Consider the following 23389-nt stretch of genomic DNA (forward strand, 5'->3'; position numbering starts at 1 on the left):
GTAATTAATATGTTTAAAATGTAGTTTATAAAATAAGATTTTTGTTTTAATATATATTTTGTAATTGATAATATAGTTTTTTTATATTGTATGTGAATAGTAAGGAGGTTGATATTTGTGGGATATAATAGTGGGAAAGCTGGGAAATTTAAAGAATTAGCAGAGAAACGTGTTTCTGATACACTTAAAAAATTACAGCTGATTGGTAATTTAGCGAACAAAAATAACTATGAGTATACAGATGAACAAGTAAAACAGATTATTGACACACTAGAATCAGAGATTAAAAGTTTGAAAAATAAATTTACTGAAGAAAGCAAACAACGTTCTACGGAGTTTAAATTTAAATAGATAACAATTATTTGAAAATACAGGAGGGTAAGACATGCGTAAGTGGAAATTTCCTAATGGACAAGGGCTAACTCCAAAGGGTGTAAATAATCCATCGATTGAAATATTCCTGGATAATGTTGCCGAGTCCTTGACGCGTGAGGTATTGCAAAATTCCTTGGACGCAAAAGATAAAGGTATAAAGAAGGCAGTGGAAGTTACGTTCGACTTTTTTGAAATGCCAACAGATAACATCTCAGATATTGAATCTATTAAAGATGGGGCATTGCCGAAAGCACTAGAATTATGGACGGAAAAAAATAATAAAGACACTCTCGATTTTTTAAAGCGTTTTAGTGAAGTGCTTCACGCACCTAAAGTATCTGTCTTGAAAATTAGTGACTACAATACAACAGGCCTAAATAAAAAGAAGTATGATTCATTAGTTTTAGGAGACGGTTATTCAGAAAAGGATGACATTGATTCAGCGGGGAGTAAAGGAATTGGTAAAGCAGCACCGTTTGCAGCCTCAGATCTACGGATGGTGTTTTATAATACACTAGCAAATGAAGGAACTGAAAAGTCAGTAGGTGTAATGAATTTCGTTTCATTCAAAATAAAAGAAGAAAATTTCATTACACAAGAGCGTGCGACGTATGTGGACGCTGAAACAGATTATATTGCTGAACAGCAAACATTTGGTTACCCTGAAAGAAAAAATGACGAATTTGGCACAGATATTTTTATTATCGGTCTGAAAGATTACGGGAAATGGAAGCAAAATATTATTCTTTCAACGTTAAATAATTTTTTACTTGCGATTATTCAAGGAAAGCTTGTTGTACAAGTTGGTAAATCAGAAATTATTAATGATTTAACTGTACATACTTTAATGAACCGTATATATGAAGAGGATAAACTTCGTGGGGATACAAAAGCGCAGTTTTTAAAAACGTATCGTTTTTATGAAGTATTAACAAGCGAGCAAACGCTACATTTTGAATTGGATGAACGTTTTATAAAATATCCATTTGTTAAAGATGTAGCGGATGCTAAATTGTATTTGTTGCAGCATGAACCAGCTAATCGTACAGTATTGCAAACTCGTATTGCAGGTATGAAGATTTATGAGCGTAATCGTATTAGTGGTAATATCAATTTCTCCGGCGTATTTCAAGCGTTAGGGAAAGAATTAAATGAGTACCTAAAAGATTTAGAGAATGCTAATCATGATGCATGGAGTATTGATCGTAAACATGGACAAGCACGTCAAGAAGCGGAAAGCTTTTTACAGGACTTGTTACATTGGTATAAAGATAAAGTGAATGAAGCTTTTGCTGATATTGGAACAGATGTTATTGATGCGTTTGGTGTTAATGATTTGTTACCTTTACATGAGCAGCAGGCTGACGAGGATGAACTTCAGAAAGACTCAGGAATTAAAAATAATTTCGAAGAGTTTAAGATTTCACGCAAAGATAATTCAAGCCAAACTTTAGATGGCGATAAAGATGATACTAATTTAGAGAATGTGTTGGAGGAATTAGGACTCGGAGGAGAAGAAAATACCGAAGAGGAAGAAGAGGAAGAAGTGGTAGAAGAGGAAGAAGAGAAAGAAGAGAAAGAAGAAGAAGAAGAAGAAGAAGAGGAAGAAGAGGAAGAAGAGGAAGAAGAGGAAGAAGAAGAGTTTCCTGTAAAAAAAGAGATTCGTGTAGGTCCTTCCACTGCCATTAAGTTGAAAATTATTGAGCTTAATGCATTTGAAGGGAAGTACCGAATTGTCGGAAAAGCACTGAAGAAAGTAAAAGCAATTGAAATTGAATTGAAATCAATTGGTGCAAATGGTGCGACATATCCTCTGAAAGTATTGGATGTAGGAAGTACTTCGAATACAATTTCGAACAATGGAAAAGCTGTTCGATTAGAAAAAGTATTGAAAAATGCATTGTTTAATGCAGATGTAACTCTTGATAGCAAGTTGCGTTTGAAAATGGAGGGTACGGTTTATGAAATTAAAGGCTGATCTATTTCCGTATCCTGTTTTAAACAGCGGAATGAACGATTACAAAAACAGTAAATTTAGTAGTGACATTAGTTTGGAAAAGGTATCACCATCAAAACTGAAAATAATAGTTAAATTCCACTTAAAAGATAAAATGTTGGAGCAATTCATTAATGAGGAAAAGGCGATATATGCAGTTCATTTAGAAGGGGTTGCTTCGAGTTATCGTAAGCTCTTTAAAACGGCGAAGTTTCAAAATGAGCTTACAATTACGTTGGATGCTAATGAAATTAGTGGCAAAGTTGAATTGAATACAATGATTTTAGCTAATGAAACAATTGAAAATTATGCCAATCAAAACTTCAATGATGAATATTATGGTGATAGTTTTATTGTAGCAAAGTTGGATAAGGGAGATATTTTGGCATTTGACATAATGGCTGAGCTAAATATTAAATTTGCTAATAAAGAACATCCAAATGCTAAATCTATGATTCGTGTTGCGGCAATTAATGATGTATATATGGATGTAAATATTGATGGAGATATTATTTTAGTTAATTTACCTAAAAACGCGCATAAAGCTTATCAAGTGATGAGTCGTTCGGATCAAGCGAAACAAAATATGTTGTTGGTGACAATTGTTTTACCAGCATTAACTTATGTAATTGAACGTGTCAAAAACAGTGATTTTAATAAAGGTAGCCAATGGGTTCCAACTTTATTTGAATTACTGAATAAAGTAGGTTATGACGAACAAACAATTTTAACTGCTGATGCGATGAAAGTTGCACAGCAATTATTAGATGCACCAGTAGAAGATGCATTATATGAGTTCTATAAAGGAGCTGAGCTTGTATATGACTAACAATATTAAATATTTAACAGATGTCTTTTTAGAAGATTTTAAACTCAACTTCAAAAGTAATTATTTACCGTTGTATAAAACGAATAATATAACAGAAATTTTAAAAACTTTTTCTAACCCTGAAAATATCCTAGAAAGCTCGACCGTGTTCGAGTACGTTCCTTTAAAGCAAGAAAGAGTTGATGGGGAATTTATAAAAGAAAATATTCGAATACTGTGGAATAGTTTGAAGCACATATCAATTTCAGAAGCTGAAAGTGAAAAAATGTGGGTCGCTTTGGCTAACACATATTATTTGGATTATCATTTGAATCAGTTAAGTTTAATTTCAACTCAAGATAAAGCCAAAGATCGTAGTATAGAAAGTAGAACGATTTTTACTCAAGGCCAGAAACGTTCATTAACAATTAATAATCTCTCGTTGTTGTGGTGGATAGCTTACTATACTATCGATGTGGAGCATCCAAGTAATCCATTTCATTTAACTGACTTTTTCGTTGATAGTGCATTTCGTGGTAATGCTCTTGTTTGGTTATCTAGTAATATTATTTCTAATAAAAATATTTCATTAGGAATTCTAGAAGCTATTAAAGAATTAGTCGAACAGGATAAAATGATTGTGAATCGTTATTCATACTCTAATGCAAATAAAATCTTAAACCAAATTGGTGGAGTTAGATTACTAGATATGTTATCTCGTGAGGAAGTTAAAGGAATCATTAGTGAGCATCTTTTAGATACTGAAAAAATACGAGTTCCACAAATGCAATAAAGAAAATCTTCCTGGCTTTTTAAATTTTGTGGCAAATTGCTTTTGCAATGTATTTTACCAAACTTAGTCAAAAACGTAGTCAAAAAAATCAATTGCCCCCGCAGTCATTGATATATCAGTACTTTGAGACGGTTGGTTCGATTCCCGCCGTCTCTTTACTGTGTAATGCGCTGAAATCAAGCATCATGGGTTTGTTTAATGGGGGAATATTAGCCTTCTCGATTGGCCCTGTTCAAGACATGGATTTTGTCTTAGATACATTTCAACAGCTTGGCAATTTACCAAAAGGTTGTATTGAATAGTGATCAGGGATCTGTACATATACATATATTCTGAAAATTAAACTAACAATAATAAGTACAGTAGGTTCAATTTTTTGATAAATTAAAGTATTAATATATGTGGAGGTAACCTAAAAGATTAAGGCTTAATCTTTGTTTCAAAAGTGAAATAACATAATAGAAAAAGTTACATTTAGATAATTGACAGTAGAAGAATTATCGATATATTTTAGAAAAAGAACCTTGATTGCTTTTAGTTTTTTTGAGGTACAATCTACGTATTTCTTTATGAAGTAGGTCCTCTGGAGCAGGTTTACTTTTAATTATCGTTGAAATATCCTGCGGTTCAATACTACGATCATCTATTTTATAGCCACGACGGTTAAGAGTTTCAGCAGTACGATTAATATTTCCCTGATAAGCATATTCTTGTATGACACGTTGAGTAAAATTTTGGGGTTGATAATTTTCGATTAAACTTATGTAGTCTTGAAAAACTTTTAAATCCTTTTTTGCTTGATTATACGTACGGAATTTTTTCATAGCAATTCCTCCCTAGGATTTAAAATTTTTTTAATATAGTATGGGAATAAACTAGATTCAAAAATTCTTTAAAAAAGCAAGATATAGTTTTTTATGTGAGAAGTAAGCTTAAAAAAATGAATAATAAAGAGGTGATTATTGTTAAAAAGGAAGCTTGTGAAAAAATACACAAGCTTCCTTTTAATTTTTTTGCAAGCGTGCGAAGATTTCAATTGAAACATTCAATAGCATTCGAATATCGTCTTCATTTTTATCTTCAAGCGTGTTCATTAAGAGTTTTAAAAGCTCATCTTTATTATTTTCTGGGCCTTTATTTCCTCTAATTTCAGGTATAAGTACGCTACCTGGATCGACCTTTAGGGCATCTAATATTTTAGTTAAAGTTTGTAACGTAATATTTCTTTCTCCACGTTCAACATCTGATAAATACGGGGCTTGAAAATCACACTTCTCTGCTAGTTCGTCGATTGTTAATTTTTGTGCCTTTCTAATCGCTCTGATGTTCATTCCTACTCGTTTTGTTAAATCCATTTATATCACCCCACTTTAAGCCTATGTGAGGTAAAACAAACGTTACATACCATTAAAATGTAATAAAAATAACTTATAAGTTTATTTTAATTGATTTATATTAACTTGTGGTATTAAACTGATATTAATTAATTTAAAAGGAGTGTGTTGAATTGGATTTAGATTATAGTTTAATGATGGGTTTAGATTATAGTTTAATGATGGATTTAACAGATGTAGAGTTGAAGTTAGAAGAGTTGGAAGCTGGATATAAGAAAAAATATTTCAGTAAAGATACGAAAAGAGAATGGACCTTTAAATGTTATTGCGACGAAAAAGTTGTAAGCAATGTAGAAGATGAATACTTTATTGTATCAATTACACGGAAAGATTCAAAAGCTATTCATTGTCGCTTTTGTTCAAAAGAATGTGCAGATGTTTATTTAAATGAGCAACGTAATGAATTGTTAGTTAAACGTGAACGAATTATAGAGGAAAGAAGAAAGATGAGGGAGGTTTATGAAGAAGCAGAGCGGAAGCTTATAGCCATAAAGGAGAAAAGCTAAATAAAGGTTAGTGAAAGCACGTAATATTGATAAACGGTGGCTGTTCATGTGCTATATGAATATTTTAGCCGCATTATGCCAAGTATTTCGTATAAAAAGTGGTTAATTGTTTTCTCAGTACTAGGTGTTGTATTTACAAACTTTGGTTTAACAAAGATTTTATCGATGGCTTCACCAGTATTAATGCTTTTATACCCAATTGCTATTACTCTGATCATCCTTATTTTTACAGAAAAATGGTTTGGTGGTGCACAAAGTGTATATGTAGGCACGATGATTGGTACTGTACTTGTAGCAATTTTAGATGCATTAAAGGATGCGAATATTATGGTAGAGCAAATTAACGCTACATTTGCCTTTATTCCATTATTCACATCAGGTGCAGGTTGGCTAATTACAGGTCTGTTAGGTGCGATTATTGGCTATATTTTCAGCAATAAAAATGTTGTACAAAGTGGTAGTGGTATATCGAATTAAGTAAAACAATCGTATTATAATACTTTCATTTTGAATGTGCCTTTTTTCTTAAAGAGGCACATTTTTAATCGAGACTTTAAATCGGTATTTGGTTCTACAAAAATACGGGTTAATAATAATTTTTTGTTATTAGTGAAAGTAAGAGATGCTTGGATGGTGGCGAACTTCTAAATAGCATCAAATAAAAAAATCCAATCGTTTTGATAATCTTTTGTCAAAACGATTGGATTATAGTTAAAGCTACACTTGCCACTTTATAGTGATGAAGTTAAGCTTTCTTTGGTTTCGGATATCCGATTAGAATAGCGATAATTCCGCAAATTCCTATAAGGATTGGATAGAAAGAATATTGCAACATGCTCACGGGCGATATTCCAGCTACGCTTGCGGCTGCCAGGAATTGAGCACCGTATGGCAGAAGACCTTGGGCCGTACAGGAGAAAATATCTAATATACTTGCGGACTTTCTCGGCTCAATCCCATACTGATTTGCAATATTTTTTGCAAGTGGACCAGCAATTAAAATAGCGATTGTATTATTGGCCGTAGATAAATTTGTTAGGCCAACAAGACCGGCAATCCCAAATTCAGCACCTTTTTTCGATTTAATTCTTCGAGTCGCAAGGTGAAGCAGGAAGTCAATTCCTCCATTAAGTTTAATAATCTCCACCATTCCAGCTATTAAGATAGCTAGAAATGCCATTTCATACATACCTGACATTCCTTCGCCAATCTTTTGAAAAAGGTCCATTAAATGATAGCTGCCATCCGCTAAGCCAACAGCCCCAGCCAGAACAATCCCAAAGGCAAGAACAAGGAAAACATTCATGCCAATTAGCGCAAAAATAATAACCAACACATAGGGAACAATTTTCACCCAACTATAGCTTAAATGCTCTACTTGTACAGTCGTTTCACCCATTGTGATAATCCCTAAAATAATGCTCGTTACAATCGCTGCCGGCAACACAATCCAAAAATTCACCTTAAATTTATCTTTCATTTGTGCGCCTTGTGAACGAACGGCAGTAATCGTTGTATCTGAAATAAAGGATAAATTATCACCAAACATCGAACCGCCAACAATCGCTGCCATTACTAAAGCCATTGAAAAGTCGGTATGCTCGCTGATTCCAACTCCAATTGGTGCCAGTGCAACAATTGTTCCTACCGATGTACCCATTGAAAGGGAGATAAAGCAGGCAATGATGAACAAGCCTACGACAAGTAGGTTTTGCGGGATGACCGACAAAGCAAAGTTAACAGTGGAGTCCACTGCCCCCATGCCTTTTGCTACCTCTGAAAAGGCGCCAGCTAATAGAAAAATAACAACCATCAGCATGACATTTAAATTTCCTGCGCCTTTACAAAAAATATCAACCTTGTTCGAAAATGATTCTTTTCGATTCATCGCCAGAGCCACAGCGCCCGCAATGGCAATTGCTACAATGACAGGGAAGGCATAGAAATCACCTGTAATAACCCCTGAACCAATAAATAAAACTAAAAAAACAACAAATGGGATCAACGCCCATGGATTCTCTTTCTTCATTGTTCTACCTCCAAAAATTAAAAATGGATACGTCTTTGTCCATTTTCCTCTAAAAAAAGACCTCTTCTTGAAAACAAGAAGAGGTCTTATATCTATAAAACACTCCTCTTATCTATCAAGCCATTGCTTGCTGGATTTGGCACAGTAACTTAAATACAAAGTTCCGCTGCCGAGATTTCATAGGGCCAGTCCCTCCATCTCTCTTGATAAGAAGAAAAACATATTATTTTTTGCACATTAATGAAATAGTATAATAAAACATCTATATTTGCAACATTTTTTAATTAAACATTATTTCAAAGTAAAAGGAAATACAGTCCGCACTGAAATAGGGCTATTCAATCATATTACTAATACGCAGATTCTGATTTAACAGCAAAACAAACTAGTTTCAATAATATGCTAAAATAAGTTTATCTATATCGTAAGTAAGGTGGCATTTAGATGAATACAGTTGAAATTAATACATGGCCATTTAATGAAAAAAGTTTAAAAAGTATCAATAACAAAGAGAGCTATTTAAATTATCCAGTCATTTATCTTTTAAAGGATCAAAAAGAGGCTTATATTGGGGAAACAGTAGCTTTCAAAAATCGAATGCGTGCACATTTAAAAACAAAGGAACGTCAGAAGTTAGATGAGATGCATTTAATCCATTATGAGGAGTTTAATCGTTCGGCTACGTTTCATTTAGAGACGAAGCTTATTAATTATTTTCTGGGAGACCAAAAATATAAGCTACAAAATAAGAGCCAAACGGTAAATAATATTTCACATAATTACTTCAATAAAAAGTTTTATGACCGTGATATTTTTAAAGAAATTTGGGAACGTCTAGTAGATCAAGGGATTGTTAATAATGAACAGCATGTAATTGAAAACCGTGATGTTTTTAAGCTTTCACCTTTTAAGGAATTGTCAGTTGAACAATTAGAATTAAAGGAAAAAGTTATTGAAATTTGCGAGCAAAATATTTTTCGTACAGAAGAAGATAAATCATTTTTATTCTTGATTCAAGGTGAAGCGGGGACAGGTAAAAGTGTGGTGCTAAGTTCTATATTTAATTCTATACAGGAACTGTCTTCAGATGTTACATCACATTTATGTGGTTCAGAAAATTATTTAGTTGTTAATCATGATGAAATGCTCAAAACATATAAAAGTATAGCTTCTAAATTAAAGTTTTTAAAAGCTAAAAATTTTGATAGACCTACACCTTTAATTAATCGTCTAAAAAAATCAGGCGAAAAGGCTGACATTATTTTGGTAGATGAAGGACATTTATTGTTAACTAGGCCAGACACATATAATAATTTTACAGACAATAATCAGCTTGAAGAGCTTATGAAGTTGGCGGAAATCGTTGTAGTTGTTTATGATGAAAGCCAAGTATTGAAACTTAAAAGCTTTTGGAAGGAAGCTATTTTGGAAGCTTTATTGCATCAAAGTGATTATGAAAAATACGAACTCAAAAATCAATTCCGTATGAGAGCAAACGAAGAGGTAATTGAATGGATTGATCATTTTAAAAACAAAAAGATTTCTCCTATTCCTAACGATAAAGAATATGAGTTGACGATATTCGATTCTTTACAAAAAATGCATAAAGCGATTATTGAAAAGAATAATGATGGTGGTTTAAGTCGAGTTGTTTCAACATTTGATTATTTACATAAGAAAGACGGCGGTATTTATTATATAACGGAAGATAAGGGCAATTACAAAATTCCATGGAACATAACAGATGGGAAATACACCTGGGCAGAAAAGGACTCCACTATAGAAGAAGCAGGCTCCATCTATACAATTCAGGGCTTCGATTTAAACTATGTGGGTGTAATCCTAGGACCATCTATAACATACGATAAACACTCCGATTGTTTAGTTATAAAACCTGAGAATTACAAAGATGTAGGTGCATTTGCAGGAATTGAAGGTATAGAAAATGTTAAACAAGCAAAAGAGAAGATTATTCTAAATTCCATGAATGTGCTGATGAAACGGGGAATTAAAGGATTATATATTTATGCTAGTGATGAAGTACTAAGAGAAAAATTATTAGAACTTCAATCTGCAAGCTTAAAAAAGTAATCATATATTTTAATAAGATAAATTTAAAAAGCTCAATAGATATGGTAGGAACGACCAATACTATTGAGCTTTTTGTATTCAGCTTTTTAAACTTTAAAAGGTAGAGATTAAATTTTTTACAATGTAGATTTTAACATTCCTGAAATTCTGTATACTTAGTCTAAAATAACTGCTAAATTATTTTTATCGACTTTACCATTTAACGTTAAAGGTAATTTATTTAATTCAACATAATAAGACGGTACCATAAAATCAGGCAAAAATTGCAGCAAGTATTCTTTTAATTCTACGGCAGAATTTTGCTCTTTCATCACTATATAAGCCGTAAGATATTTATTTTTATTTTTATTTTCTCTTGCAATAACACAAGCCTCTTCAATGGAAGGATGTTGTAAAAGTTTTTCTTCAACTTCACCAGGCTCAGTTCTTCTCCCACAAATTTTTATTTGATTATCAATTCTACCCAAAAATTCAATATTCCCATCAGGTGACCATCGTGCTAAATCACCACAAATATACATTTTCTCATTTTCTACGAATGGATTTTGCGTATAACGTTCACTAGTCAAATCAGGACGATTTAAATATTCTCGAGAAACGCCTACGCCTGATATACATACTTCTCCAGGAACACCAATAGGGACAGGCTGACGATTTTTATCTAAAATATAGACTTTATAGTTAGCAATAGGTTTACCAGTTGGAATATTATTTCCTACCTTCTTACTTGTTACTTCAAAATATGAAATACAAACAGTAGTTTCAGAAGGGCCGTAGGTGTTATATATTTTTACTTTGTCAATCAAATTACTGATATATTCTTTTCTTAACACATCGCCTCCGCTAATCATTGTATGCAATGATTCTACAAGAGGATATTTATTTATTTCATTCAATAATAGTGGAAATCCACTAATCATTGTGACTTTATTATTTCTCATTATATCTAGAAGTTTTTCTGTAGAGGCTACATCATCCCTACAAGCTATAACTAAAGTTCCGCCTGTAAGCAAGATTGGGAAAATTTCTTCTACAGAAATATCAAATGATACTGTTGATTGTTGTAGCATAATATCATTTTCGTTAATGTTGAATTCATTTCTAAAACTTTGATAATAGCCTACAACATTTCTATGTTCAACAGCAACTCCTTTTGGTTGACCGGTTGAACCAGAAGTATATAAAGTATACATTAGATTATTTACATCATGTAATTTATCTAAATTACTAGTAGGATAATGATGTAAAGGGTAATCGTCTAAATATATTTTCTCGCAAGGAATTGATAATTCTATATTTAAATGGCTATGCGTTAATAGTAAATTTATGTCTGCTTGTTCAAACATATAATTAATACGTTCTAACGGGTAAGCTGGGTCAACTGGGAGATATGCTCCTCCCGCTTTAAGGACAGCAAACATACAAATTATCAAATCTTCTGATCGTTCTACTATTAAACCAACTAATTTTTCTGGTTTAACACCTTTTTGGCGCAATAAATGAGCTAATTGATTTGATTTTTCATTTAGTTCTTTATAGGTTAATTTTCTATCTTGGCAAATCAATGCGATTCTATCTGGCCCTTTTTTAACTTGATATTCAAAAAATTCATCAATTGTTTTAGTTGAATCGTAGTTAAGTAAATGGCAATTAAAATCATATAATACTTGATTTTTTTCTGTTTCTGAAAGAATATTGATGGCATTAAATGTTTTATGTGGGTTTGATAGTAGGTCAGTTAATATATTCATGAAATGTTCGTTCACTTTAGAAATTGTAAAAGTATCAAATAAATCAACATTATAAAGGACAGTACATTCCAATAAAGAATCTACCTCTAAGCTTATATCAATTTTGTAAGTTTCACAGAGTCGTTGAATGTTATTATCCTTTTCACCAGTCAATAAAGCTGATCCAAATAATCCATTTTTAAATTGTATTTGACTATAAGATGCAACTTCTTCTAAAGCTAGATCTTCATATTGCTGTCTCAGTGTTGCCTCGTATTCAATTTGCTTAACATATTCTAATCCTGTTGTATTAAAATTAGATTTAACACAAAGAGGTAAAATATCTTTATCAATAGTCATTGTACCGAACATAACATGATTTGTATCATTATACTTTTGTAGTAAAATTCCCCATACTGAATATAAAATAGAAGTAACATTAACACTGTAAGTTCTAGCAAATTTCCAAATTGACTGTTTGGTTTCCTCATCTAAAATAAAGTTTTCTCTTGTCAATTTGAAACCATTATTATTAAATGTGCCTAAAGGTACAACCGTTTTTAATTCAAACTCTTGTAAAATAGTTTTCCAATACTTGTCCTTTGTATCTTGCTTTGCAACTTGCATTAATGTCATCCCCTTTAATAATATATTTCATACCATTGTATTTAGGAGCCGTGTTCTATTTTGTTAATATATGTTCATTCTGAATCAATTCCTCTTTTATCTCTTGGCTAGTAACAGTTTTATTTTGGAAGTAAATCAATATTGTTAAACTGATTAAAAGAAAGAAACCGCCAGTAATTTGAGAAAAATGTAATCGTTCATTTAAAAATACAAGAGCAAATACAGAGGTGAAGACAGGTTCTACCATACTAATCATCGATACATTAGAAGAGCTTAATAATTCTAGTGACTTAAAAAATGCTATTTCAGCAATAATGGTTGAGAGAAATACCATACATGCTATGTATAGCCATGCATGAGCATTAAAATCTAAAGAAATTTCCTGCTTTACTAAACCAAATATGAAAACACCCATTCCTGCAAATAGCGTTGTATAAGCACTGATTATTACAGGAGAATTATTGATCGTTACTTTTTTTCCAACAATCATATATATGGCAAATACTAAAGCTGCCAGAAGAGATAATACTACTCCATAAATATTCATTTTATCTAATGAAACTCCCAGTAAATAAATCATGCTGATGAAAGCTGCCACTAAAGAGATCATAGATCCAATATTCAACTTTTCTTTATATAAAAAATAGGAAATGATACAAACCAATAAAGGGAAACAATAGAGAAGTAGGACTGCCATAGATGAGGAGATATATTTTATTGATTCAAAATGAAAAATAGATAATAGTGTAAATAATACACCACCTAATAAGAAAAGATTTTTAATACCTTGTTTTCCTATTTTTATATTTATGCCTCTAAAAAGGAAATACGAAAAAAATAGCACAGAACTTAATGCAAATCTTAAAAAAAGCAATGTGTAAACTGTCACCCCGTGCTCATATGCTTTGACGGTAAAAATAGGCATTATCCCATAGCCTATAGCTGAGATAACAGCATATACAGCTCCTTTACTAAAGTTACTCATAGAGCTCACCTTCTTGTACATTATTTAGTAAGAGCTGTTCCAGACAGCGCGAATCTTATGAAAGGGAAACTATAGAAGTCAATTTTTATTCTTTAAATACAAGAAACTTTTCCTCGAATGTTCCATTGGCCCCCTCCTTCGAATCTAATATTTTTTAATTATAATATGGAAAATCTTAGTTGTTTATATAAATATACATTTTTACCTTTTTATTGTAAATAAAGTTTTTGTTAATATATTTGTTTATTACTAATAATCAACATCTGGTTTCGGGCGTAATTGTAAGAAAATGATGCAACAAAGTGATTATGAAAAGTAAAAAGAGACATATATATAAAGCTAAATAGCTATGCCATAACTATTGAGCTTTTTATATTCAGAGAATTTCAACATGATGAATAAAACCCCATTATTTGCTAAAACAAATCGAGGGATTGGTGGTTCTGCACCAAGTAAATATTCTCAAAAAATTATAATGGATAATCGAGTAACTGAAAAAAATCTTAATAATTATCTTGAAACACATTTAATTAGTGTTGAAGATTTCAAAAATGATAATTTCGAAGAATATTTTATCAAAAGAGCAAAATCGTTACTGAAGTTGATAAGCGATGCAATGGATAAACCAATCTCAAACTTAGATGGGGAAGATGTTGTAAAAGCATTCGGTAAAGCGTTAATTTAAATTCTGAATATTGTTTAGTTATAAAACTTGAGAATTATGAGACCAATTTAAAAAGCTCAATAGGTATGGCTATATACTATTGAGCTTTTGTAATCAATTACTAATTTTTTTAAGAGTTTATTTTCTTTTTATAAAGGTATTAAGCCAAACCTGCATACAGCAATACTTAAGCAAACAGTAGAAAATAGATTCACCCATTTTAAATAAGAGTACAGCGTATTTCATGTCGACTGTTAATACAATAAAAAAAACTAATCACCATAACCAATATCTAGCACCTTGTGCGACGATGAATCGGTCAAGCCAGGTTTGAAAATTCATTGATAATCTTTGAATATCCCCAACTTGAACATATATTAGATAGTCGTTATCTCCATTAGCAACTTTTTCTGAATCAATGAACAAATAGTCACCATATCCTTTATAGTATCCAATCATATACCAACTTTTATCATACGCACTTTTGTAATTTATATTTATATCGTATTCATTTAAATAATTATGGATCCCTTTTAACTTGAACAATTCAAAGTAATCTACGCCGTCTGAAAATAATTTTCCACCATTACGTATTTTTAAAAATGAACAAAAGTCATTCGGGAGAATATGATTTGTTTTTGAAGAAAATTCCATTAGTTGTTGGTCAGTTACCGGACTGTTCCAATTACATGTAACATTTAGGGTTTCTCCATTTTCTCTTTGTATGGTTAGGTTCTTTTCTTTTTCTAATCGTTTATTTAATGATGTTAAAACTAATTCAATAGACAACTTGAATCACCTTATTCCAAATATTTTATCCACTAGGAAGATACAGCGCCTCTGTAGTATGAGTAAGGCCTATAAAAAGGTTTTATAACTATATACAATAATCAGTGTTTATAAAAGTTTCAAAATCAGAAAAATACACTCAGCTTGGAATTTGAAATCACAGATGCCCCTTATAAGAAGGAAAAGAAGCCTAGTAAAAACTAGACTTCTACATTCAATTTAAACCCATTTTATATTTCATGAATCATACTTTTTTAGATTGACTTAGCACAAATATGGTACAAGTATTTCTGAGGCTAACCTTCAAAGAAAGTCATCCATTTTTACAATTTATTTCTAAAAAGAGGTTGTTGCTCAATCAATTTCCTCAATCACTACGGTTTACTACTTGATTAGCAATATAAAATTTTCCCTCTCGTTTATACACTACAGATTTTGGAAACTCATCTCCGTTTTTTCTTCCATATATAGGAGTACCCTCATTTAAAGAATTAGCCTCAAAATTATTATCCGGAATTTGATATCTATTTATTTTTTGTTTAATCTCCCCCAATTTCCTCACTACTTGTGATTTTTCAACTGGTTCCCCGGTTACGACATAGACTGTATCTTGAATTTTCAGCATCTCCACAAGATTGTGTTTGCTCTCGTAAACCTTATCATAAGTTATAAGCAAGGCAATTATAAGTATTGTTGTACCAATAATCCAAATTTTTTTTTTGTTTTTCATATTGCATACCACTCTCTATTTATTTCTACTCTTAATATACTTTTTTGATACATTGTTTAAATATTTTGTCGTGGAACCAATATATATACCTGCTCCATCATATTTCTTCACACAGATAAGCAAGGTATTTCCTCCTTCTTTTACCTTTCCCCGGGTATGTTAATAACATATCATTAGCTATAAAAGTTTCAAAATCAAGTTTTGTTCTAAATTGAGCAAAACTTGATAAAAATCGGAAAGATAGACTCTGCTTGGAGTTTGAAATCACAGATAATCTATATAAGAAAGAAAAGAAGAGTGGTAAAAATTTTAATTTTTCATTTAATTTGTTATTGAAGTAATTATAAAGTCCTGTATAGAACCCTGTTACACTAGTCTATAAAAGTTTTAAAATCAACTTTTGTTATAAAGTGAACAAAAATTGATAAAATTCAAAAAACTAACTTTACCTTTCTGTGAATTTTCATAATTACAGTAGAGTACCGTTGCTAGACAGCATTCAATGTATTTTTACACAAAAAAATACGGCAATGGTTCACTTTGGAAATAGCAATTAAAATAAGTATTCAATGGAGAAATGAAGCAAATGATTATTTTGAAGAATAGGTATAGCCAGACCACACAAAATCCCACGGAAAGGGTGTAGCCTTTTTCCGTGGGATTTCTTTTTTGATGAAAAAACATTAAAATAACTACCTATCCCCGATAAACACTCTCACATGTATCCGGTGCTGGTTCATAGAAGCAATGATTTTTAAATTGACCAGTAAAAGGTTGACCGTACCATGTTGGTGGGCATGGTGCGTATGGATTGAAATACCAAAGTGCGAATTTTGCTGGATGTTCTCTCCAATAATCCAGCGTCAGTTTGGCTAATCTTTTTTCATTAGCTCGTGCTCTTTGGTAAAATAAATTTCCTTTTTGAACCGCTTCAAAAGAAAAATTTCCTCCTTGTACCTGATAAATAACATCATTAATGGTTCTTAAATCTTTAAAGTCTGGACATTCTGCTACAAGTCGATTCACAATGACATTGCCAACATATAGCATTCCTTGATTTCCTTCGCCTTCCGCTTCCGCTCTCATCATCCTTGCCACCAAGCCAATGTCAGAATCTATATATTTTACTCTTGGCATTTTTTCACCTCCACCATATAGTATGAAAAAGAGCCTTCATTATTGTCATTTGAATATCTAAATGGTACGACAACTAAAAAACACACCATCTATGCTGTCGGCAAAACGGCTAGATGGCGTGTTTATTTTGTAGTATTAGAAGTTCTTTTTGAAGTACGGTGTTTTTTTCATTACGATACATACTGGAATTGCGATGATTAACCCGACAACGTTTTGGATGATGTCTCCTGGAATGGATGCCATCGGGGCAACCCAGCTTTTGAACATAATCGCTTGCCCGATATAGTAAACCCCAATCATGACGGGCATAGCAACAACTGCTGCTAAAATGTTTAGTCGGATGTCGTCGCCTCTATGTCCTTTAGACCAAGCGATTTTCCCAACGATGGCGCCTTGTAATGCGCGGGAGATAATTGTAGTTGGTGCCCAAATTAACCAACCACCTACAATATCGAATAAGCCCATTCCGATTGCTCCGGCAAGTGCTCCTTTTTTAGGACCGAATAAAATCGACGTGATTAAAAGCATGGATGTCCCTAAGTGAATTAGGCCACCTTGCCCAAATGGTAACTTAATATTAATAAACATTGTGGCGACGAAAACAAGTGCTGCTAAAATGGACGTAATCACCAAATCAAATGTTTTCGTGCGTGGTTTTGTATAGGATTGACTTTGTATTGTTTGCATTTGCATGTCCTCACTGTGATGAATTTTTTGATAATTTTAATTTAGCAAAGGGCTGACTATCGTAAAAGTGCCAATTTGATAAAAATATTAAAGGTCAGTTTGATTTTTTATAAATATGCACATTTTCGCATCTTTCTAATTGTGATACGATGAAGAGAGTACATGCAGGATTAGTTAGGTGGGGAGTATGATGAAAAAAGTTGCTGTAATTCAAGATATGTCATCCTTTGGGAAGTGCTCGTTAACGGCCGCGATTCCTGTGCTGTCAGTGATGGGTGTTCAGGCGGTGCCACTACCAACTGCGATTTTAACGGCTCAAACAGGGTATCCGAGTTTTTACTGCGAGGATTTAACGTCAAAGATGGATTATTTTGTGGATGAGTGGAGCAAGCTTGGTGCGCCCTTTGATGGCATACACACAGGCTTTGTGACAGGGAAGGAGCAAATTGATAACATTTTTCGGTTTTTAAATGTGTTCCACTCAAGTGAAACGAAGCTACTTGTCGATCCGGTCATGGGCGATTTGGGCGAGGTGTATAAAATGTATACAGGCGAGTTGCTTGATCGTATGAAAGCGCTCGCGAAATGTGCTGACATTATTACGCCAAATGTTACAGAATGTTGCTTGCTTACTGGATTGTCATACGAGAAGTTACAAAGTTATCAAGCTGATTCAGATTATCTTCAGGCGTTAGAGGAAGCGGGCCAGCAGCTACAGCAGACGACAGGGGCGAACGTCATTATTACCGGTTTGAATCCGCCGCCAGCAGATGCGAACAAACGCTATGTAGGCAATATGTATGTCGATGCAGAACGTTCATTTTCTAGCATCCGAGAATACAACGGCGAGAGCTATTCAGGCACAGGTGACTTGTTTGCATCCGTCATTATGGGTGGTATGATGCGCGGGCAGGATTTAGTTGAATCGATGAAGCTTGCTGAGACATTTTTAGCCGCTTCCATTGAAGCGACGTCAAAAGAGCAAATTCCGCGCGAAGCAGGCGTGAATTTCGAAAAGTTTTTACGAATGCTCCTTTAGATATCTTTTTAATACGTTAATTGGTGGTAACGGCTATACTTCACGTCTTCTACTTAACTGGGGATGGATTTTTTATAAAAAGGACATAATGAAAATCATGAATTGGGGAGGTGTATAATGAATTCAATTAGATATTACGTAGTGCAAGTAAATGATCTCTATTACCAGGGCGAAATAGACCTTCAATCATTCACTGATGATGAAGAACAGGCCTTTGCGTTTACGGATATTGTGGCAGCAAACGAATTGGCTCATGAGATTAATGGAATCGTCCTGACAAGAGACGTCAGTTATAAGGAGCTAGAAGATCTTTCAGCACAATATCTGATTGAGTACGAAGCATTGCCAAAAGAAGAGCGTGACACTATAGAATCATTTTGTAGGGAGCTCAGTTTAGGAATGTTTGAATAAAAGTCGAATCGAATCTTTTCGGTTCTTTTTTTATGTAATTTTCGACTGAACCTCAGCATGCTATCTCTCTAAATCCAGAAAATAGTAAACAGCCCATAGCCACGATTGATGGTTACGGGCATTCTTCCTCAAAGATAAAAGAAAAAGCCTTGAAGAAACTAACTCTTCAAAAGGCTTTGCTAAACACTTTATTTAGACATGTTAAATACATATATATTTAAAAACTACATGTAGAATTAAGATCCGTCCCAAAGTATATATGAAAATGCTTACTGCAATTTGGATTAAAAAGAGTATGACAATGTTTACAATTTGTGCTATTCATATAGTCATGAATCGTTAATTCCTTTTTGCAGACACCACAAAATATTGCCTTTTCATCAAAATCCTCTTTATCCCATGGCTGGATTTTATGATTTGAATGTTCCTCATGACATTTATAGCAAGGATAATATTCGCCACAACATTTGAATTTAATCGAAATAGTATCTTGCTTATTAGAATAGTGTGTACATCTTCCTTGATCATCAATAACATTTCCTAGAATAATCATATTTCTAACCTCTTTTCATAATGGTCCAAGTACCAAAAGTTCTTTCACGTAAATCAGCCACTAACAGGTCCACTTAATTGGTCAGCATCAGGAGTTACAGCATATTGCCACACTTTACCGTCATCACCTTTGTAAAAATAGGAATACATAAAGACTTTTTTCTCAATAAAAGTTTATGTATAGCTGATAATCAAGATTGCCACTCTTAATTTTATTGAAAGCTACAACTTCTATGCTTGGATTATACTCTTAATTTTTTCAACAGCATAAGGGAGTGGCTCAGGCTGCTTTTGACTTTTAGATGCATTAACATAAAGAATGCTTAAAAATTCAATTGTTATTTTCATTTTTTGATATTTACCTTTGTGATTTACTGGACATCATGTATATGATAATATACATTTACGGTATGTATATTATCATATACATTTTATGAGGTGATTACATTGAAAAAACCAATTGTTTATAATAATGTTAAAAAATTTAGATTATTAGTGGATATGACACAACAAGAATTAGCAGACAAAGCATTTGTCCATCGCCAAACTATAGTTTCAATAGAAAACAAAAGCTATGCACCTTCAATTGTTGTTGCCTATGCAATTAGCATTGCACTTGAAAAAGATATAAAAGAAGTTTTTTACATTGATGAAGGGAGTGTTTCTTAGTGGGATTAGTAAGAGTTCCGAAATTCTTGAAACTTTTGTTTAGCTTATTGCTTGTATTAGTTTTTACTTTTGTGGCCTATAATAATGTTACCAGTGGAGAAACTTTTAATGGGGTAATCTTTTCAATAGCGGTTCTAGTTGCTTTCTCTTTTTTAATAAAAGAAACTTTAACTACTACTAAAAAGAAAAGTTTTTTAAAAAAAGAAGTACTATTAGATAGTTTTATTATCGAAAGATTAAAAACATCATTAAGCTTATCTTATCTTTACTTAATTATTCATTTAAGTATCGCTATTTTTGCGAATAATGATCTCGGTGCATTTGAAGATTCTGTAGTCTTTGCATTATTTGTGAGCTTTAATATATTTATGATTGCTCAAATTTTTCAAGCATTTTTTTATAATAGTAAAGAATAGGTTTACTAAAATTTGCTTTACTCCACTTTATTATATGAGTTGAAAAAACTCTAATAAATAATAAGGTGGTTTTTTTATGGGGAACATTGTTAAATTATCTATTTCTCAAAAGTCTGAAGTTATAAAACGGATCGATGAACGTTTAAACGGAAAACTCGGTCTAAACTTGAAGTTACCTGACGAGCTTAAAAGCTTTTCAAGTGACCTTAATGCTGTTGAAGTAGACTTATCATTTAATGAGTCCGATAATGGATTATTAGGGATTCAATACAATCAAGCTGTTTTACAGAACGATGAATTGATTGAGCTACAATATACAGAAGTGAATGGTGTTTGGTTGTATCAGCTTAATAAAGTTGAAAAAAAGAAGGAAGTTGTTGAGCAGGAGTTCAAAAGGTTCAAGAACTCTAAGGATTATCATATTATATTAGACTTCCTTAAAGAGGGAGGGTATGAACTAGCATCAGGTACTCAGAAAGTGTTGAAAATAGAACAGTACTCATATGATGAGGAATCAAAAAAATCTACAAATAATTTTATTCAAGCTTTATCTTTAGAAATTACAGAAAAAGATGAAATTGCTGGAGTACTGGTGTTTGGCGAAAATGCTCTTATTAGGTTTAATGGCGATGAAGGTACAGTTATTTTTAATGAAGGCACACCTGTCATTGTTCCATTGGGTGCTGGGGGTAAGTGGAAGCGATGCATGGCCGATTGTATTGGTTGTGGTGGTTGGGAGTCATGTATTGGTGGTTTTTCGTGCTTAAGTGCTTGTGGGAGCTGCAATAACCCGCTATCTTGTGTTTGGTGTCTTGGCTGTGCGATAGCTAGTACTTCGTGCTTGTGGAAATGCCGAATGTGTGTCTCGAATTCTGCAAGGCCAAATGAGTGTCCAGTATAAAATAGGGAAGAATTCCAACTGGAAAAGTTAATTACCTTTAGAGATAATATTGTTACAAATAAGGAGACCGCTCAATGTGTTGGAAATATCCTTGTAAATTGAAGAATGATTATAATATGGAGGGATACTGATACTACAGCGGCAGGAATTCACGTATACTTCGGATTACAAGTAATAAGAAGCCTTTGAAGGAATTAACCCTCAAAGGCTTTTCTAAACTCTTTTTTTATTAAACGTTCAATGTAAATATTTAAATACAAACATATAATAACTATTAACATTCCTAAAGCTATAACAAATAAACCTATTCCACTCCAAATATCTATCATAAAAAGAGTAATCCCATAAAATATTAGTAGTTTCTTCTTTTGAACAAGCGACAATAAAAAGTAAGAGACTAAGACTATATTAATAGTTTTTTCATTTCAAAACCTTAAAACTTCACCAGGCGTAATTAACCTCTTATATTGCTCCGCTATCATTCTAAAATGATGCTTTTCGTGGATGGCAAGTAGTTGGATCGATTGAATAAGATTAGGGTAGTGGGCGATGGGATCAGGAAAGACAATATGCCCAGCAATATCCTCCTCCATATTTTTTACTAATTTTTGCATTGCGCTCGTTTCGTTTACTAGTAATTGTTCTATCTCATCACTGTTCAGCGTAAAAAGTATTTTAGAGGGAGGCACTAATATTCCCGGAGCTCTCATGCCTCGTCCTTTTTTGCTTTTATATTCGTCGTAAATATCATGTATTTCAGTGGAGAATGGCTTGTTTCTCCGTATTTTCGCGTAAGGGGTAAGTAGTAGTGAAAATTTTGTTGCTGTTTTCAGCATTTTGAGGATGAGATAAAGGTGATAGAAATGTTCGCCGATAGACCATTTATCTTCTTTCTCGCGATGCCATAGTTGTTCCTGCGAGAGTGACTGAATACAAGGTAGGTAGTGAGTTCGCTGCTCTTGTAATGTATGAAAATGATGCGCCATATTGTTCGATTTCATAGTTAGAATCTCCTTTATGCTGTTATTCCTATTTTAGGAAACTTTATGATGAAAGTACATGAAACATTATTTATAATTGTCATAAAAATAAAAAATATCGGAGGAGGGGAATGGATGAATAGTAGACGGTTAACAGCTACAGATGCTAAAGCCTATCAGAAATTACGATTAGAGGGATTACAACATAATCCAGAGGCATTTGGTTCTAGCTTTGAGGAGGAAAAGGATTCTCCGATTGAGCTGATTGCCAGCAGATTAAAATCACAGAGTTCTTATACGATAGGGATATTTGAGCAAGAAGAATTAGTGGGCGTTGCGACGTTAGTTCAGGAAAGCATGCTTAAGTTAAAACATAAAGCAGGTATCTATGCCGTTTATGTTTCTCCCGAAAAGCGTGGACTTGGCATTGGCAAGCATTTAATGGTTGAAGCAATTAACAAGGCTAAAGAGTTAAATGGAGTTGAGCAGCTTAATCTAACGGTTGTGTCATCGAATGTTTCAGCGAAAAGACTGTACTCCTCTTTAGGGTTTGAGGTTTTTGGAACGGAGAAGAAGGCATTAAAAATAGATCAGCAATATTTTGATGAGGATTATATGGTTTTGTTTCTTTAAAAAGCCCCTACTATCTTTTAAATTTGCTATTTGAAATGCCCTGCTAAAGATTACGGGAAGGATAAATGTCTTTTTTTTATACTTGCCAAAATTCCATAAAACGGACCTTCTAATTAAAACGATTAGAGGGTTTTTTCTATGTCTAAAATTAAAAAAATCGGTATATTCGTTGTTGATTATTAATGAACTGGAATTAAAATAAAGGTTTTGAAAAAAGGTTGTTTTTTGCGATAGTGCTCACTTTATATTATAGAGATACAAATACGTATCTCATATTAAGTCAGAAAACGAGGGGAATTGCATGAATGAGAAGGAAGAAAGGTCGCCTGAGAAAAATCATAATTTAATAGCTCAAAGTTACTGTAATCCTATTAGAAGTTGTTGTTTGCATAAAGGTTGTTTAGGCACATTTGTACATCTTACTGGATCTACATGGATACTTGATTA

At 32.9% G+C, this 23389-nt stretch carries 25 protein-coding genes and 1 riboswitch; of the genes, 14 read left to right on the forward strand and 11 right to left on the reverse strand.

The window, feature by feature from the left end:
• Window positions 1-117 precede the first annotated feature (117 nt).
• Genes ACFTQ7_RS17295 through ACFTQ7_RS17310 form a run of 4 tightly spaced genes read left to right on the forward strand, consistent with a single transcriptional unit; the run spans window position 118 to window position 3972 of the window.
• Window positions 118-351 carry a hypothetical protein gene (locus ACFTQ7_RS17295; protein WP_386830120.1) on the forward strand — a complete coding sequence of 78 codons (234 nt, stop codon included), beginning with the start codon at window positions 118-120 and terminating at the stop codon, window positions 349-351.
• Window positions 352-385: 34 nt separating this feature from the next.
• Window positions 386-2353 carry a hypothetical protein gene (locus tag ACFTQ7_RS17300; protein ID WP_386830121.1) on the forward strand — a complete coding sequence of 656 codons (1968 nt, stop codon included), beginning with the start codon at window positions 386-388 and terminating at the stop codon, window positions 2351-2353.
• Complete coding sequence (locus ACFTQ7_RS17305; protein WP_386830122.1) at window positions 2337-3200, forward strand: hypothetical protein; 864 nt, start codon at window positions 2337-2339, stop codon at window positions 3198-3200. The genes ACFTQ7_RS17300 and ACFTQ7_RS17305 overlap by 17 nt, the downstream gene beginning before the upstream one ends.
• Window positions 3193-3972: a DUF6339 family protein gene (locus ACFTQ7_RS17310; protein WP_386830123.1), complete on the forward strand. Its 780-nt coding sequence runs from the start codon at window positions 3193-3195 to the stop codon at window positions 3970-3972. Before ACFTQ7_RS17305 ends, ACFTQ7_RS17310 begins: the two co-directional genes overlap by 8 nt.
• 497 nt (window positions 3973-4469) lie before the next feature.
• Here ACFTQ7_RS17310 and ACFTQ7_RS17315 read toward each other — a convergent pair whose 3' ends face one another.
• Both ACFTQ7_RS17315 and ACFTQ7_RS17320 read right to left on the reverse strand, forming a co-directional pair.
• On the reverse strand, window positions 4470-4796 hold the full coding sequence (locus ACFTQ7_RS17315) for a hypothetical protein (RefSeq protein WP_386830124.1): 327 nt from the start codon (window positions 4794-4796) through the stop codon (window positions 4470-4472).
• A 180-nt stretch (window positions 4797-4976) separates the two neighbouring features.
• Window positions 4977-5327, reverse strand: a complete 351-nt coding sequence (locus ACFTQ7_RS17320; protein WP_386830125.1) for a helix-turn-helix domain-containing protein — start codon at window positions 5325-5327, stop codon at window positions 4977-4979.
• 152 nt (window positions 5328-5479) lie between these two features.
• On the opposite strand from ACFTQ7_RS17320, the gene ACFTQ7_RS17325 reads away from it, so the two are divergent.
• Complete coding sequence (locus ACFTQ7_RS17325) at window positions 5480-5872, forward strand: hypothetical protein (RefSeq protein ID WP_386830126.1); 393 nt, start codon at window positions 5480-5482, stop codon at window positions 5870-5872.
• Between the two features lie 48 nt (window positions 5873-5920).
• Complete coding sequence (locus ACFTQ7_RS17330) at window positions 5921-6349, forward strand: branched-chain amino acid transport system II carrier protein (RefSeq protein ID WP_386830127.1); 429 nt, start codon at window positions 5921-5923, stop codon at window positions 6347-6349.
• Between the two features lie 268 nt (window positions 6350-6617).
• On the opposite strand, the gene ACFTQ7_RS17335 is transcribed toward ACFTQ7_RS17330, so the two are convergent.
• The gene (locus ACFTQ7_RS17335) at window positions 6618-7901 is read right to left on the reverse strand and encodes a Na+/H+ antiporter NhaC family protein (protein ID WP_386830128.1); all 1284 of its coding nucleotides are present in this window, start codon (window positions 7899-7901) and stop codon (window positions 6618-6620) included.
• Between the two features lie 105 nt (window positions 7902-8006).
• Window positions 8007-8114, reverse strand: a riboswitch (SAM riboswitch).
• Window positions 8115-8345: 231 nt separating this feature from the next.
• Here ACFTQ7_RS17335 and ACFTQ7_RS17340 point away from each other — a divergent pair.
• Window positions 8346-9992 (forward strand): DUF2075 domain-containing protein, encoded by a 1647-nt coding sequence (locus ACFTQ7_RS17340; RefSeq protein WP_386830129.1) that lies wholly within the window; start codon window positions 8346-8348, stop codon window positions 9990-9992.
• Between the two features lie 155 nt (window positions 9993-10147).
• On the opposite strand, the gene ACFTQ7_RS17345 is transcribed toward ACFTQ7_RS17340, so the two are convergent.
• A complete protein-coding gene (locus tag ACFTQ7_RS17345) occupies window positions 10148-12349 on the reverse strand; it encodes a non-ribosomal peptide synthetase (protein WP_386830130.1) in 2202 nt (733 codons plus the stop codon).
• A 55-nt stretch (window positions 12350-12404) separates the two neighbouring features.
• Window positions 12405-13334, reverse strand: coding sequence for a DMT family transporter (locus tag ACFTQ7_RS17350; RefSeq protein WP_386830131.1), 930 nt, complete (start codon window positions 13332-13334; stop codon window positions 12405-12407).
• A gap of 391 nt (window positions 13335-13725) precedes the next feature.
• Here ACFTQ7_RS17350 and ACFTQ7_RS17355 point away from each other — a divergent pair, with 391 nt between their 5' ends.
• Window positions 13726-14019: a hypothetical protein gene (locus ACFTQ7_RS17355; protein ID WP_386830132.1), complete on the forward strand. Its 294-nt coding sequence runs from the start codon at window positions 13726-13728 to the stop codon at window positions 14017-14019.
• 255 nt (window positions 14020-14274) lie between these two features.
• On the opposite strand, the gene ACFTQ7_RS17360 is transcribed toward ACFTQ7_RS17355, so the two are convergent.
• The 4 genes from ACFTQ7_RS17360 to ACFTQ7_RS17375 all read right to left on the reverse strand — a co-directional run bounded on the left by ACFTQ7_RS17360 (window position 14275) and on the right by ACFTQ7_RS17375 (window position 17341).
• On the reverse strand, window positions 14275-14787 hold the full coding sequence (locus tag ACFTQ7_RS17360; RefSeq protein WP_386830133.1) for an SMI1/KNR4 family protein: 513 nt from the start codon (window positions 14785-14787) through the stop codon (window positions 14275-14277).
• Window positions 14788-15154: 367 nt separating this feature from the next.
• Window positions 15155-15517 carry a hypothetical protein gene (locus tag ACFTQ7_RS17365; RefSeq protein ID WP_386830134.1) on the reverse strand — a complete coding sequence of 121 codons (363 nt, stop codon included), beginning with the start codon at window positions 15515-15517 and terminating at the stop codon, window positions 15155-15157.
• Window positions 15518-16213: 696 nt separating this feature from the next.
• Window positions 16214-16654 (reverse strand): cell wall hydrolase, encoded by a 441-nt coding sequence (locus ACFTQ7_RS17370; RefSeq protein ID WP_349661679.1) that lies wholly within the window; start codon window positions 16652-16654, stop codon window positions 16214-16216.
• Window positions 16655-16789: 135 nt separating this feature from the next.
• On the reverse strand, window positions 16790-17341 hold the full coding sequence (locus ACFTQ7_RS17375) for an ECF transporter S component (protein WP_386830135.1): 552 nt from the start codon (window positions 17339-17341) through the stop codon (window positions 16790-16792).
• 187 nt (window positions 17342-17528) lie between these two features.
• On the opposite strand from ACFTQ7_RS17375, the gene ACFTQ7_RS17380 reads away from it, so the two are divergent.
• Window positions 17529-18380 (forward strand): pyridoxamine kinase, encoded by an 852-nt coding sequence (locus tag ACFTQ7_RS17380; RefSeq protein WP_386830201.1) that lies wholly within the window; start codon window positions 17529-17531, stop codon window positions 18378-18380.
• Between the two features lie 117 nt (window positions 18381-18497).
• On the forward strand, window positions 18498-18791 hold the full coding sequence (locus ACFTQ7_RS17385; protein WP_197143272.1) for a hypothetical protein: 294 nt from the start codon (window positions 18498-18500) through the stop codon (window positions 18789-18791).
• 217 nt (window positions 18792-19008) lie between these two features.
• On the opposite strand, the gene ACFTQ7_RS17390 is transcribed toward ACFTQ7_RS17385, so the two are convergent.
• Entirely contained in the window at window positions 19009-19344 is a 336-nt protein-coding gene (locus ACFTQ7_RS17390; RefSeq protein WP_386830136.1) for a CHY zinc finger protein, read from the reverse strand.
• A gap of 446 nt (window positions 19345-19790) precedes the next feature.
• On the opposite strand from ACFTQ7_RS17390, the gene ACFTQ7_RS17395 reads away from it, so the two are divergent.
• The 3 genes from ACFTQ7_RS17395 (at window position 19791) to ACFTQ7_RS17405 (ending at window position 21329) form a co-directional block, all read left to right on the forward strand.
• Window positions 19791-20012: a helix-turn-helix transcriptional regulator gene (locus ACFTQ7_RS17395; RefSeq protein ID WP_386830137.1), complete on the forward strand. Its 222-nt coding sequence runs from the start codon at window positions 19791-19793 to the stop codon at window positions 20010-20012.
• Window positions 20012-20428 (forward strand): hypothetical protein, encoded by a 417-nt coding sequence (locus tag ACFTQ7_RS17400; protein ID WP_386830138.1) that lies wholly within the window; start codon window positions 20012-20014, stop codon window positions 20426-20428. Before ACFTQ7_RS17395 ends, ACFTQ7_RS17400 begins: the two co-directional genes overlap by 1 nt.
• 76 nt (window positions 20429-20504) lie before the next feature.
• Complete coding sequence (locus ACFTQ7_RS17405; RefSeq protein ID WP_386830139.1) at window positions 20505-21329, forward strand: hypothetical protein; 825 nt, start codon at window positions 20505-20507, stop codon at window positions 21327-21329.
• A 425-nt stretch (window positions 21330-21754) separates the two neighbouring features.
• Here ACFTQ7_RS17405 and ACFTQ7_RS17410 read toward each other — a convergent pair whose 3' ends face one another.
• A complete protein-coding gene (locus tag ACFTQ7_RS17410) occupies window positions 21755-22330 on the reverse strand; it encodes a DinB family protein (protein WP_386830140.1) in 576 nt (191 codons plus the stop codon).
• A gap of 114 nt (window positions 22331-22444) precedes the next feature.
• Here ACFTQ7_RS17410 and ACFTQ7_RS17415 point away from each other — a divergent pair, with 114 nt between their 5' ends.
• Window positions 22445-22942 (forward strand): GNAT family N-acetyltransferase, encoded by a 498-nt coding sequence (locus ACFTQ7_RS17415; RefSeq protein WP_386830141.1) that lies wholly within the window; start codon window positions 22445-22447, stop codon window positions 22940-22942.
• Window positions 22943-23389 lie beyond the last annotated feature (447 nt).

This window comes from Lysinibacillus sp. NPDC056959 (genome assembly GCF_042674095.1).
Classification (GTDB): domain Bacteria; phylum Bacillota; class Bacilli; order Bacillales_A; family Planococcaceae; genus Lysinibacillus; species Lysinibacillus zambalensis.

Bases quoted from the DNA above. Each gene is read 5' to 3' on its own strand.
- ACFTQ7_RS17345 (WP_386830130.1), bottom strand. From the start codon at position 12,349: ATGCAAGTTGCAAAGCAAGATACAAAGGACAAGTATTGGAAAACTATT.
- ACFTQ7_RS17335 (WP_386830128.1), bottom strand. From the start codon at position 7,901: ATGAAGAAAGAGAATCCATGGGCGTTGATCCCATTTGTTGTTTTTTTA.
- ACFTQ7_RS17350 (WP_386830131.1), bottom strand. From the start codon at position 13,334: ATGAGTAACTTTAGTAAAGGAGCTGTATATGCTGTTATCTCAGCTATA.
- ACFTQ7_RS17405 (WP_386830139.1), top strand. From the start codon at position 20,505: ATGGGGAACATTGTTAAATTATCTATTTCTCAAAAGTCTGAAGTTATA.
- ACFTQ7_RS17390 (WP_386830136.1), bottom strand. From the start codon at position 19,344: ATGATTATTCTAGGAAATGTTATTGATGATCAAGGAAGATGTACACAC.
- ACFTQ7_RS17385 (WP_197143272.1), top strand. From the start codon at position 18,498: ATGAATTCAATTAGATATTACGTAGTGCAAGTAAATGATCTCTATTAC.
- ACFTQ7_RS17415 (WP_386830141.1), top strand. From the start codon at position 22,445: ATGAATAGTAGACGGTTAACAGCTACAGATGCTAAAGCCTATCAGAAA.
- ACFTQ7_RS17375 (WP_386830135.1), bottom strand. From the start codon at position 17,341: ATGCAAACAATACAAAGTCAATCCTATACAAAACCACGCACGAAAACA.
- ACFTQ7_RS17370 (WP_349661679.1), bottom strand. From the start codon at position 16,654: ATGCCAAGAGTAAAATATATAGATTCTGACATTGGCTTGGTGGCAAGG.
- ACFTQ7_RS17310 (WP_386830123.1), top strand. From the start codon at position 3,193: ATGACTAACAATATTAAATATTTAACAGATGTCTTTTTAGAAGATTTT.
- ACFTQ7_RS17315 (WP_386830124.1), bottom strand. From the start codon at position 4,796: ATGAAAAAATTCCGTACGTATAATCAAGCAAAAAAGGATTTAAAAGTT.
- ACFTQ7_RS17305 (WP_386830122.1), top strand. From the start codon at position 2,337: ATGAAATTAAAGGCTGATCTATTTCCGTATCCTGTTTTAAACAGCGGA.
- ACFTQ7_RS17320 (WP_386830125.1), bottom strand. From the start codon at position 5,327: ATGGATTTAACAAAACGAGTAGGAATGAACATCAGAGCGATTAGAAAG.
- ACFTQ7_RS17365 (WP_386830134.1), bottom strand. From the start codon at position 15,517: ATGAAAAACAAAAAAAAAATTTGGATTATTGGTACAACAATACTTATA.
- ACFTQ7_RS17380 (WP_386830201.1), top strand. From the start codon at position 17,529: ATGATGAAAAAAGTTGCTGTAATTCAAGATATGTCATCCTTTGGGAAG.
- ACFTQ7_RS17355 (WP_386830132.1), top strand. From the start codon at position 13,726: ATGATGAATAAAACCCCATTATTTGCTAAAACAAATCGAGGGATTGGT.
- ACFTQ7_RS17340 (WP_386830129.1), top strand. From the start codon at position 8,346: ATGAATACAGTTGAAATTAATACATGGCCATTTAATGAAAAAAGTTTA.
- ACFTQ7_RS17410 (WP_386830140.1), bottom strand. From the start codon at position 22,330: ATGAAATCGAACAATATGGCGCATCATTTTCATACATTACAAGAGCAG.
- ACFTQ7_RS17300 (WP_386830121.1), top strand. From the start codon at position 386: ATGCGTAAGTGGAAATTTCCTAATGGACAAGGGCTAACTCCAAAGGGT.